We start from the raw sequence: 10,431 nt of genomic DNA, 5'->3' as shown, positions 1-10,431 counted from the left end.
CGTGTCGCTGCGCAGCCGCTCGGCGCTCTGCCCGGTGTGGGAGACGAGGATCTGCTCGAGGCTGTCCCGCACCCGGACGACCTCGTCCGCCTGCAGGATGAGGTCGGGGATGGTTCCCCGGCCCTGTGCAGCGGGCTGGTGCAGGATCACCCTGGCGTGCGGCAGAGCAGCGCGCTTCCCCGCCGCTCCGGCGGCGAGCAGCACCGCGCCGACCGACACCGCCTGGCCGATGCAGAACGTCGCGACGTCCGAGCGGATGAAGCGCATGGTGTCGTAGACGGCGAGCATCGCGCTGGGATCGCCACCCTCGCAGTTGATGTAGAGCTGGATGTCCCGGTCGCTGCCCGTGGCGTCGAGGTGCAGGAGCTGTGCCACGAGCACGTTGGCGACGTCGGCATCCAATGGCGTGCCGAGATAGATCACCCGCTCTGCGAGCAGGTGGGAGTACACGTCGAGCACACGATCGCCCCGGGGCGAGGTGGCGATGACGTTGGGGACGAGGAACGAGGCCATGTCAGGCTCCTTCTGCGGTCAGGCCGATGCTTCGGCGGCTGGGACGCGGCAGGACCGCCGCGAAATCCGTGGTGATCTCATCGATGAATCCGTAATCGAGCGCCTCGTCCGCGCTGTACCAGCGGTCGTGCAGGGAGTCCTCGAAGACGCGCTCGATGCTCTGCCCGGTGTCATCGGCGATCAGGCCCAGCACGGTGTCCCGGGTGTGCCGCAGATCCGCCGCCTGCAGCTGGACGTCGACGGCCGTTCCGCCGATGCCCGCGGATCCCTGATGCAGCAGGATCCGGCTGTGCGGCAGCGCCCGCCGCTTGCCCTTGGTCCCGGCGGACAGCAGGAATTGGCCGGCGCTGCAGGCGAGCCCGAAGGCGATCGTGGCGACGTCGCAGGGCACGGTGCGCATGAGGTCGCGGATCGCGAGCATCGCGGGCACGGATCCGCCGGGGGAGTGGATCCAGAGCGTGATGTCGGCGTCGGGATCCTCGGCGGCCAGGGCGAGCAGCTGGGTCATGAGCAGCACGCCGTTGTCGTCGTCGAGGGCGCCGTCGAGCACGAGCACCCGGCGTGCGAACAGCATCCGGCGCGTGTCGGCGTCGAAGAGGTTGCGGGGCATGTCATCGGTCATGCCCACAGCGTGCGCCGCAGTGCGATCGCGGCGCCAGCGGATCTGCCGGGAGCGGATCCGCTCCCGGCAGAGGGGTGCTCGACGGCGGTGCGGAGCGGACCCCGCGCGCAGCCGCCGCAGAACCGCCGCCCCTAGAATCGACGCATGGTCGCATTCACCAAGGGGCACGGTACCGGCAACGATTTCGTCATCATCGCCGACCCCGACGGTGCGCTGGATCTGAGCGCCGATCAGGTCGCCGCGCTCTGCGATCGCCACTTCGGGATCGGCGCCGACGGACTGCTGCGCGTGGTGCGCTCCCGCGCGCTCCCCGAGGGCACGGCCGCGCTCGCGGAGAACCCCGATGCGGAGTGGTTCATGGACTACCGCAACGCCGACGGCTCGGTGGCCGAGATGTGCGGCAACGGAGTGCGGGTGTTCGCGCACTACCTGCTGCGCACCGGGCTCGCCGAGCTCGACGAGGGCGGCGCGCTGCCGATCGGCACGAGGGCCGGGGTGCGCGACGTCACCCGCAGCGCAGAGGGCTACCGCGTGGACATCGGCGCGTGGCGGCTGTCCGGGCATGATCCGCTCGCCCGCGCCACGGGGCTCAGCGTTCCCCGCCCCGGTCTCGGCATCGACGTCGGGAACCCGCACGTCGTCGTGGCGATCGCGTCGGATGCGGAGCTCGACGGCCTCGAGCTCATGCACGGCCCCGAGCTCGCCCCGATGCCGGAGCACGGGGCGAACGTCGAGTTCGTCGTGCCGGCGGAGCCGCTCGTGCAGGACGGGGTGGGCCGGGTGCGCATGCGCGTGTTCGAGCGCGGCGTGGGGGAGACCCTCAGCTGCGGGACCGGCGTCGTGGCCACGGCTCTCGCGGTGCGGCACTGGGCGGGCGCCGCGGCGCCTCACGAATGGCTCGTGGAGGTCCCCGGCGGCACGCTCCGTGTGACGATGGCCCCCGGCGCGGACGGCGAGCACGCCTTCCTGTCGGGACCTGCGCAGCTCGCCTTCTCCGGCGAGATCGAGCTCGCCTGACCGCACGCCGCGGTCAGGCCGGCGGCGCATCCGAGGAGCGCAGGACGACGGGCTACGGCAACGTGATGGCGTCCGTGGGCGGCGTGCCGTGCCGGCGGACCTTCAGCACCCGGAACCCTCGGCCGGTCGTCGCACGGTAGACGCTGTAGCCGCCGTCGAAGGTGGTCGCCAGCCAGCGCTGCAGCGAGTCGGCGCCGAGATTGCGGCTCACCACGAACCAGCCGTCCGCGCGTTCGTCGAGTCGCGGGATCCAGCGCTCCAGCAGATCGTGCAGCTCGCTCTTGCCGACGCGGATGGGCGGGTTGGAGCGGATCGTGCGGAAGCTCACATCGGCGGGAACATCGTCCGGGGTGACGGCGTTGACATTGTCGAGGCCGAGTTCGGCGGCGTTGCGGCGGACCAGATCCAGGGCCCGCTCGTTCACGTCGACGGCCCACACCGTCGCGTGCGGCGAGGCGAGTGCGAGCGACAGCGAGATCGGACCCCAGCCGCACCCGAGATCGAGCAGGTGCCCGCCGGGCGGCGGGGGCGGGGTGTTCGCGAGGAGCACGGAGGTGCCGACATCCACGTGATCGGGGCTGAAGACTCCGGCCGCGGTGGTGAGTTCGATCTCCTTGCCCGCGAGGGTCACCTTGATCCTGCGGAGGTTCTCGGGGCTGGCGGGGGCCGCAGTGAAGTAGTGGTCCGAGCCCATGGAGCGAGCGTAGCGGACACTCCCAGCTAAAGTTAAGGCGCCCGACCGATTCGGCGGGCATGAGAAAGGTGCGGATGACGCAGTCCACGACACATGACGAGCACGGCGACGCGGTCGAGCGCGTCCTGGCAGCAGCGGAGCGACGTGCGGAATCGCACGTGTTCGGATCCGCGCAGGCGCTGCAGGACACGGCCACCGCCGGCTACACCTCCACCGACGGCGACCAGTGGGAGGTGGAGGACCGGCACGCGCTGCGGCGTGTGGCGGGGCTCTCGACCGAACTTGAAGACGTCACCGAGGTCGAGTACCGCCAACTCCGTCTGGAGAACGTGGTGCTGGTCGGCGTGTACCCGCAGGGTGCGCAGGAGGACGCCGAGAACTCGCTGCGCGAGCTGGCCGCGCTCGCCGAGACCGCGGGCGCGGTGGTGCTCGATGGCCTGCTGCAGCGCCGGCCCCATCCGGATCCCGCCACGTACCTCGGCCGCGGCAAGGCGCAGGAGCTCAAGGACATCGTCGCCGCCGTCGGCGCCGACACGGTGATCGCGGACACCGAGCTCGCCTCGTCGCAGCGCCGTGCGCTCGAGGACGTCGTCAAGGTGAAGGTCATCGACCGCACCACCGTGATCCTCGACATCTTCAGCCAGCACGCCAAGAGCCGCGAGGGCCGGGCGCAGGTCGAGCTCGCGCAGCTCGAATACCTCCTGCCTCGTCTGCGCGGCTGGGGCGAGTCGATGAGCCGTCAGGCCGGTGGACAGGTCGGCGCGGGCGGCGCGGGCATGGGCTCGCGCGGACCCGGTGAGACGAAGATCGAGCTCGATCGCCGTCGCATCCGCACCCGCATGGCCATGCTGCGCAAGCAGATCCGCGACTTCAAGCCCGCCCGCGAAGCCAAGCGCGCAGAGCGCAAGCGACACACGATCCCGTCCGTCGCGATCGCCGGCTACACGAACGCGGGCAAATCCAGCCTGCTCAACGCGCTCACCAGCGCGGGCGTGCTCGTCGAGAACGCCCTGTTCGCGACCCTGGACGCCACCGTGCGCCGGTCGGAGACCGCGGACGGCCGCGTCTACACGCTCACCGACACGGTCGGGTTCGTGCGCAACCTGCCGCATCAGCTCGTCGAGGCGTTCCGCTCCACGCTCGAAGAGGTCGCCGATGCCGACGTGATCGTGCACGTCGTCGACGGATCCCACCCGGATCCGGCCGGGCAGATCAAGACCGTGCGCGACGTGATGGGCGACGTGGGTGCACGCAGCATCCCCGAGCTCATCGTGTTCAACAAGGCGGATCTCCTCGATGACGACGAGCGGATGGTGCTGCGCGGGCTCGTGCCCGGTGCGCATTTCGTGTCCTCGCGCAGCGGCGAGGGCATCGCCGAGCTGCGGGCCGCGATCGATGAGGTGCTGCCCAAGCCGGCGGTCGAGATCAGCGCCGTCGTGCCGTACGACCGGGGCGATCTCGTCGCGGCCGTGCACGAGACGGGGCTGCTGCTCGAGGTCGCGCACGAGGAGGCGGGCACCCGGATCCACGCGCACGTCAACGAGCGTCTCGCCGCAGAACTCGCGCCGTTCGCCGTCTGAGTTCGACAGGCAGGGGGCGCTGCTCCCGCCGCGGTGCGTCCCTCGGTGACACCGAGCGCACCGCGTCGGGCGCCGGATCTGCCAACATATCGGTATGAGACGTACCGTCGCGTTCGCCGCCGCCGCTCTGGCGACGCTCACCGCTCTCGCCCTCGGCGCGCCCGCCTCGGCCGCGACGGGCACGCCCTGGGCCGACTGGAGCGATCTGCAGGGGTCGCCGGGCGCCTACACCGGCACGGTGACGGCCGCGGCGCCACAGCTGGCGGCGACCTACACCAGCGACTCGCGCGGCGGATCCGTCGGTGTGTTCAACGGCGGCAGCACATGGCTGGCGGCGACCACTCCGGTCGGCGCGAAGTACGGCAGCAGCCGGGACCAGCAGTACCTGAACCTGCGCCCGCGCGCCGACAACGCCACATCGCCGTCGGAGACGACGTACACCTTCGCGCATGCGACCCCGACGGCCGGGTGGACCTTCGTGCTCGGGGACATCGACGCGGACAAGGTCGCGATCTCGGCCGTCGGCCCCGGCGGCCATGCGCTCACGGCGGCCGAGCTGGGCTTCCGCGGCGGGTTCAACTACTGCGCGCCGCAGTTCGCAGGCAAGCCCTCGTGCACGGGGGACGCGGCCGACGTGCCGAGCTGGGACGCCGCCACGCTGACCCTGACGGGCAACGCGGCAGCGGCGGACACGAGCGGCGCGGCCGCCTGGTTCGAGCCGAACGCGCCGATCTCGTCGCTGACCTTCACCTTCACCCGCCGGGCCGGGTTCCCGGTGTACCAGACGTGGTTCGCGGCGATCACGCGCGCCGTCTCGGGCACCGTCCAGGATCAGACCGCCGGCACCCCCGCGGCAGGCGTCGGCGTGCGCCTGACCGGCCCCGACGGGACGGTCATCGGCACGACCACGACCGCGGCCGATGGCACGTACTCCTTCGCCGGCGCGGTCGCCACCGGCGGGTACACGGTCGACATCACGCCGCCTGCGGGGAAGACCAGCGACCTCCGATCGCGCCAGGTCGATCTGACCGCCGCCGATGGCACGGCCGACTTCGCGGTGCGCGACATCGTGCCCGTCCCCGTCTCCGGCACGGCGAAGGACCAGCACGGCACTCCGATCGCCGGAGCCACGATCACCCTCGACGGCGGGCGCACGACCGTCACCGGCGCGGATGGGTCGTATCTCTTCGACGATGTGCCGGTGGGCATTCACGTGGTGAGGATCACCACGCCGGACGGCTACACCCTGGTGTCCTCGCCGACGCCGTTCACGGTGCCGGACAACGACGAGACGCCGATCACCGGGAAGAACTTCCTCCTTCAGGTGCAGCCGACCCTTTCGGGCACGGTGACCGCTGCCGGGGCCGGCGTCGGCGGCGTGGTCGTCACCGCGGAGGGGCCGGACGGGCCCTTGCAGACCGTGACCGCCGCGGACGGCACGTACGCGTTCCCGCGGCTTCCGGGCGGGGACTACACGGTGCGCGTCGAGGCCCCGCAGGGCTACGTCGTCGCGGGTGACGCATCGCGGTCCGAGACGATCGCCGTCGATGACGTCACGAACGTGGACTTCGCGCTCGCCCGTCTCGGCTCCCTCTCCGGCACCGTCACGGACGACGGCGGAGCGCCCCACCCCGACGCCAGCGTGACCGTCACCGGCCCCGGTGGCCCCTTCACGATCACGACGGCTGCGGACGGCTCGTATGCGCTCGGTGAACTCGCACCAGGCGCCTACACGATCGAGGTCGCCGTGCCCGATGGGTTCACGGGGGCGGCTCCCGCCACGCGCACCGTGACGATCACCGAGCACGGCGAGCTGGTCGACGGGCAGGACTTCGTGCTGACGCCCGTGGCCGTCACCCCGACTCCGACCCCGACCCCGACGGTCGCGCCGACAACTGTGCCCACGACGCCCTCCGCAGGAGCCGGCAATGGTGCACTGCCTGCGACCGGCGCCGATCCGCTGCCGATCATCGGCGCCGGAGCGGTGCTGTTCCTCGGCGGCGTGCTCGCGCTGGCTTTCGTGAGGCGCCGCAGGGCCTGACGGCCGTGACGCTTCGTCGAGGTGCGGATCCCGTCGCTCAGGCGGCGACGAACCGCGCCTCGACGATCGCGGACACCGTGATGTCGTCGCCCTGCAGTTCGAGTCCGGCGCCCGATGGGGGAGCGGCGAACGCGCGCATCGCCTTCGGGGCCATGTCCGCTGCGCCGCGGTCGGTGATCAGCCCGGCATCGGCGATCTCGATCGGCTCGACCTTCGTGAGTCCCAGGGCCGCCGCATAGGCGCCGGCGCGTGTGACCGCCGTGCGCACGGCCTGAGCGGCCACCTCCTGCTCGACGTGCGCCCGGGTCTCGGGCGTCAGGATCCAGTCGGTGCCGTTCACCGCGATGGCGTCGCCGGTGGACACGTCGGCGACCCACGCGGAGAGCGCGGAGAAGTCCACGAACGTCGCGGTGAAATCGACCGACGCGTGATGCACGAGGGCGAGCCGGGTGCCGTCATTGCTCCACGGACGCTCCGACCGCACTGCGAGTCGGCGGCTGGACCAGGCCTCGACGGCACCGGCCTTCTCCTGTGCGGCGATGCCGTCGCGCACCGGCTCGGCGAGGGCCAGCGTACGGGCGACGACGGCTTCGCGATCGGGGCCGTCCAGGGCGACGGACAGCGTGACGATGGCGCGCTCGGGTGCGATCCGCACCTCGTGCTCGCCGCGGACGGTGATGACGACCTCGCTCATGCCGTGACTCTACGGCACCGCTGGATCCCTGGGACGGCGCCGGCTCCGAAGGGCGGCCGATGCGGTACTGCGCGTGCTAGCACGGTGCAGCGCCGCCATGGTGCGCGCGTAGACTGCGCGCACCGCGGCGCAGTTCCGCGCCTCGGCGAGGAAGAACTGCGTGAAGGAGGACCATCAGATGAAACGACTGGCGATCGGCTGCGCGATCGCGCTGGGGCTCGTTGCAGCGGGATCCAGCGCGGCATATGCAGGCGAGACCAACGGGAACGGGGATCCGACATCCGGACCGTCCCACGCCGCGTCCGAATGCGCCTACTCAGGGCTCGACAGAGCGGACTCGGTCGAGAACAACCCTCCCGGTTTCAACGACGACGCGATCGCGATGCGGGGGAATCAGAGCCCCGGTGGCGTCGACAGATATCACGGAGTGCAGTCCTACGGGTCGTTCGTGAAAGCCGGCCTGAAGGAGTTCGTGCCGTCACCGGGGGTGGCGTGCAACGGCAGCGGGAAGTGATCGCGCGACGCTGGGGCCGCCGATCAACGGCGCCCTGGGGAAGGGCGAGGGGCGCCGGCTCGCGGCGCGGAATGGCGCGGGCGCCTCAAGCGTTGTAGTCTGTGATGCTCGGGCGCTTCGCGCGCCCGCTGGTAATTCCACAGAGTGACAGCGGCTCCTTCGCGAGAAGGACCACGGGGCTGATCGGTTTCGACAGCGCCTGTGAATCCACGAGAAGCGGGCCGAGGATGCAGGGTTATCTCGTGAACGCTCCCTGCAAAACAATAAGTGCCAATGCAAAGCGCACTGACTTCGCCCTCGCTGCGTAAGCGAGCCCGATAGTCCGTCAGGCCGTATGTGATTCCGATACGGATCCTGACGTCATCTAGGAATCTTGCTGTGCGATGGCGTCTGGACGTCGCACGGGACTCTTCCCAGGCTGGGCTTGTCGACTTAGGTGTCTGTGACAAAGGTCGGAGCCGAGTAGAACGTCTGCACAGACTGCGCCCGGAGAAGGCGTGGAGACTCAGCGTTGGACGGGGGTTCGATTCCCCCCAGCTCCACCGTGCCGCTGTCGCTCTTGTAGAACGAAGAAGACCGCCTTTCGGGGCGGTCTTCTTCGTTGTGGCGGGCGTCATCGGCGATCGCAGTCGGCGCCGCCGCAGCGACGGCTCGCGATGCCGCCACGCAGGTCCGCGCTGATCATCTGCCGAGCGTGGAGACCAGTACGCCGTCCTCGGCAGGCAGTACGCGCCAGACGCTGCCCTCGCCCTCCACCCGGAGTCCGTCGTCGCCGAGGATCAGGGCCGTGCGCTCGTCGATGCCGAGGCCGCCGGCGACCAGGCCGGACTCGACCGCGGCGACCAGCCGCGACAGCATGCCGCGCTGCGCCACATGCACCTCGACGGCCACGTCGATGAGGCCGATGCCGGCCTCGATCTCCAGTTCGTAGCCCTCGTCGGCGTACTCCGGCGAGACGACGAGCCCGCCGATGCGCGAACCGCCTCCGAACGAGCCCTCCGACGCGATCATCGCGCCCGCTGAGACGCCGAGAAAGGGCACACCGTCGGCGACCAGCCGGCGCAACTCGCTGAACACCGGCTCGAGGCCGGCACGCACATCCTCGACCACGCCGCCGCCCACGGCGATGCCGTCGACGTCGGCGATCGCGCCGCGCCCGATCGGCTCACCCGGCCGCCCTGCGGTCAGGTGCATGTCGATCGCGGCTCCCGTACCCGCCTCGGACAGAAGCTCGCCGAGAGCTTGAGCCTTCTCCTCGGCCTCGGGGTGAAGCGAGATCACGGCGATGCGCGGCCGTGTCCGACCCGCGAGGCGCGCGCGTTGCGCTGCCTCGGCGACGAACGGCGCGTAGAGCGGAGCATCCGCGCTCGTGGTCGCGCCGCCGCCGATGAGGTGCACGCTCACGCGGCGTCACCTCCGGCGGCGACGGTCGGCAATGGCGAGGCCTCACCGGGCTGATGCCTCTTGGGGACCTTGCAGCCGTGGTCAGCGACGGCGTTCGCGTCGTTCGCATCGAAGGTCATCCGACGAGCCTACGCGGGCTGGAACTCGCGGAGCGCCCGTGGGAGCTCCCTGATACGGCGCCCCAGCACGCCCCATGGTGGCGGCGTCACGGAGACTGACGGTGCTCGGTCCAGCGCTGCCCGTCCCACCAGCGCCGGCCGGGATCTCCATCCGGATCCGCGTGCCACCCGGCGGGAGGCGACGTCGGCGCCGGCCTTGGCGAAGAACCTGGCCGATACGGGTCTCGAGCCGTCGAACCGCTGCCTCTCCTGACGGCGACGACGATGACCATGACGACGCCGACGACGAGAGCGGCGACGATCAGCAACACCGTCAGGATGATCACGAGATGCCATCCGTTGAGTCCGGCCAACATGGGATCCGCCTTTCACTCGAGAAGCCGGGTGTGCGCCACGTCGTGGCGCGATCAAGCGTCCTAGGACTTCGCGCGGCGGAGGTGGAAGACGGCTCGGCCGAGCATCGCCAGGGCGGCCAGGAAAGCAGCGACCACGGTGAGAACCGACCACCAGGCGGGTTGCATCACGGTGAGGAGCAAAAGGCCGATCAGTAGGAACAGGAGAGCGGCTAGGAAATAGCCCGCGGCCGTCGTGTTCATGCGCTGCACTCTACAGGGCACGGCGACGGCGGACCCCGAGACGATACCTGAAGGAACCGCCCGGAGCCTGACGAGGGGGCACAGAACCAGCGGGAGTACTCTCTGCCCTGGCAGGACGCGCCTGCCAGGGCGGAGGACGAGATGACCACGACAACGGCGACACCCCCGGCGGAGAAGGAGCACCGCCCGTACCTCAGGCCCACGCGGCTCCTGAAGAACGTCGACCGCACGCGTCTGCATCCCGCGGTGCGGGCGCAGGCGGAGCATCGAGCGGCGAGCGTCCAGCTTCGGATCGCGGACTGGATCACCACCTTCGCCGGGTCCATGGCCTTCGTCTACATCCACATCGTGCTCTTCGCGGTGTGGATGCTGTGGTTCGAGAAGAACCCGTGGCCGACGCTGACGCTGGTCGTGTCGCTCGAGGCGATCTTCTTGTCGACCTTCGTCATGATCGGCCAGAACCGGCAGGCATCGTTCCAGCAGGCCAAGGCCGACCGGGACTATGCCGACCAGGAGAAGCTGCTCGTCGAGAACACCGAGCTCACCCGCACGATCCGGGACCTGTCTCAGCAGATCCGTGACATGACGGCACAGATCCACGCTCACGTCGTTCCCGCGGGAGAGGGCACGACCGGCT

13 protein-coding genes and 1 other RNA gene are annotated in these 10,431 nt (G+C 70.5%); 6 read left to right on the top strand and 8 right to left on the bottom strand.

Going from position 1 to position 10,431, the window contains the following annotated elements:
* Both B7X32_RS13630 and B7X32_RS13625 read right to left on the bottom strand, forming a co-directional pair.
* The coding region (locus B7X32_RS13630) for an ATP-dependent Clp protease proteolytic subunit (protein ID WP_292720570.1) at positions 1–513 on the bottom strand (513 nt) is incomplete at its 3' end.
* Between the two features lies 1 nt (position 514).
* Positions 515–1,135 (bottom strand): ClpP family protease, encoded by a 621-nt coding sequence (locus B7X32_RS13625; protein ID WP_292720568.1) that lies wholly within the window; start codon positions 1,133–1,135, stop codon positions 515–517.
* A gap of 144 nt (positions 1,136–1,279) precedes the next feature.
* On the opposite strand from B7X32_RS13625, the gene dapF reads away from it, so the two are divergent.
* Positions 1,280–2,152 carry a diaminopimelate epimerase gene (dapF, locus tag B7X32_RS13620; protein ID WP_292720566.1) on the top strand — a complete coding sequence of 291 codons (873 nt, stop codon included), beginning with the start codon at positions 1,280–1,282 and terminating at the stop codon, positions 2,150–2,152.
* Between the two features lie 52 nt (positions 2,153–2,204).
* Here the strand turns inward: dapF and B7X32_RS13615 are convergent, their stop codons facing one another.
* A complete protein-coding gene (locus B7X32_RS13615) occupies positions 2,205–2,846 on the bottom strand; it encodes a methyltransferase (protein ID WP_292720563.1) in 642 nt (213 codons plus the stop codon).
* Positions 2,847–2,920: 74 nt separating this feature from the next.
* On the opposite strand from B7X32_RS13615, the gene hflX reads away from it, so the two are divergent.
* Positions 2,921–4,426 (top strand): GTPase HflX, encoded by a 1,506-nt coding sequence (gene hflX, locus B7X32_RS13610; RefSeq protein WP_292720561.1) that lies wholly within the window; start codon positions 2,921–2,923, stop codon positions 4,424–4,426.
* Positions 4,427–4,520: 94 nt separating this feature from the next.
* Positions 4,521–6,467, top strand: a complete 1,947-nt coding sequence (locus B7X32_RS13605; protein WP_292720559.1) for a carboxypeptidase regulatory-like domain-containing protein — start codon at positions 4,521–4,523, stop codon at positions 6,465–6,467.
* A gap of 37 nt (positions 6,468–6,504) precedes the next feature.
* On the opposite strand, the gene B7X32_RS13600 is transcribed toward B7X32_RS13605, so the two are convergent.
* Positions 6,505–7,161 carry an SIMPL domain-containing protein gene (locus B7X32_RS13600; RefSeq protein WP_292720556.1) on the bottom strand — a complete coding sequence of 219 codons (657 nt, stop codon included), beginning with the start codon at positions 7,159–7,161 and terminating at the stop codon, positions 6,505–6,507.
* 178 nt (positions 7,162–7,339) lie between these two features.
* Between B7X32_RS13600 and B7X32_RS13595 the strand changes: the two genes are divergently transcribed.
* Positions 7,340–7,675: a hypothetical protein gene (locus B7X32_RS13595; protein ID WP_292720553.1), complete on the top strand. Its 336-nt coding sequence runs from the start codon at positions 7,340–7,342 to the stop codon at positions 7,673–7,675.
* A 175-nt stretch (positions 7,676–7,850) separates the two neighbouring features.
* Positions 7,851–8,220: a transfer-messenger RNA gene (ssrA, locus tag B7X32_RS13590) on the top strand.
* 136 nt (positions 8,221–8,356) lie between these two features.
* Here the strand turns inward: ssrA and B7X32_RS13585 are convergent.
* The 4 genes from B7X32_RS13585 to B7X32_RS13570 form a co-directional block, all read right to left on the bottom strand.
* Complete coding sequence (locus B7X32_RS13585; RefSeq protein ID WP_292720550.1) at positions 8,357–9,079, bottom strand: Type 1 glutamine amidotransferase-like domain-containing protein; 723 nt, start codon at positions 9,077–9,079, stop codon at positions 8,357–8,359.
* Positions 9,076–9,198, bottom strand: coding sequence for a hypothetical protein (locus B7X32_RS13580; RefSeq protein ID WP_292720547.1), 123 nt, complete (start codon positions 9,196–9,198; stop codon positions 9,076–9,078). The genes B7X32_RS13585 and B7X32_RS13580 overlap by 4 nt, the downstream gene beginning before the upstream one ends.
* Before the next feature lie 86 nt (positions 9,199–9,284).
* A complete protein-coding gene (locus tag B7X32_RS13575) occupies positions 9,285–9,554 on the bottom strand; it encodes a DUF2510 domain-containing protein (RefSeq protein ID WP_292720544.1) in 270 nt (89 codons plus the stop codon).
* Between the two features lie 60 nt (positions 9,555–9,614).
* The gene (locus B7X32_RS13570) at positions 9,615–9,794 is read right to left on the bottom strand and encodes a hypothetical protein (protein ID WP_292720541.1); all 180 of its coding nucleotides are present in this window, start codon (positions 9,792–9,794) and stop codon (positions 9,615–9,617) included.
* 141 nt (positions 9,795–9,935) lie between these two features.
* On the opposite strand from B7X32_RS13570, the gene B7X32_RS13565 reads away from it, so the two are divergent.
* A partial coding sequence (locus B7X32_RS13565; protein WP_292720538.1) for a DUF1003 domain-containing protein occupies positions 9,936–10,431 on the top strand: 496 nt, incomplete at its 3' end.

The sequence above is a fragment of the Microbacterium sp. 13-71-7 genome, assembly GCF_002257455.1.
In the GTDB taxonomy this organism is placed as follows: Bacteria; Actinomycetota; Actinomycetes; order Actinomycetales; family Microbacteriaceae; genus Microbacterium.
The sequence above is the reverse complement of the archived record's forward strand: the minus strand, read 5'-3'. Positions and strand labels throughout refer to the sequence as shown.

What these genes read in the sequence shown, in the direction of transcription:
- B7X32_RS13570 (WP_292720541.1), bottom strand. Translation starts at nt 9,794, where the DNA reads ATGAACACGACGGCCGCGGGCTATTTCCTAGCCGCTCTCCTGTTCCTA.
- B7X32_RS13615 (WP_292720563.1), bottom strand. Translation starts at nt 2,846, where the DNA reads ATGGGCTCGGACCACTACTTCACTGCGGCCCCCGCCAGCCCCGAGAAC.
- hflX (WP_292720561.1), top strand. Translation starts at nt 2,921, where the DNA reads ATGACGCAGTCCACGACACATGACGAGCACGGCGACGCGGTCGAGCGC.
- B7X32_RS13595 (WP_292720553.1), top strand. Translation starts at nt 7,340, where the DNA reads ATGAAACGACTGGCGATCGGCTGCGCGATCGCGCTGGGGCTCGTTGCA.
- B7X32_RS13605 (WP_292720559.1), top strand. Translation starts at nt 4,521, where the DNA reads ATGAGACGTACCGTCGCGTTCGCCGCCGCCGCTCTGGCGACGCTCACC.
- B7X32_RS13580 (WP_292720547.1), bottom strand. Translation starts at nt 9,198, where the DNA reads ATGACCTTCGATGCGAACGACGCGAACGCCGTCGCTGACCACGGCTGC.
- B7X32_RS13625 (WP_292720568.1), bottom strand. Translation starts at nt 1,135, where the DNA reads ATGACCGATGACATGCCCCGCAACCTCTTCGACGCCGACACGCGCCGG.
- B7X32_RS13575 (WP_292720544.1), bottom strand. Translation starts at nt 9,554, where the DNA reads ATGTTGGCCGGACTCAACGGATGGCATCTCGTGATCATCCTGACGGTG.
- B7X32_RS13600 (WP_292720556.1), bottom strand. Translation starts at nt 7,161, where the DNA reads ATGAGCGAGGTCGTCATCACCGTCCGCGGCGAGCACGAGGTGCGGATC.
- dapF (WP_292720566.1), top strand. Translation starts at nt 1,280, where the DNA reads ATGGTCGCATTCACCAAGGGGCACGGTACCGGCAACGATTTCGTCATC.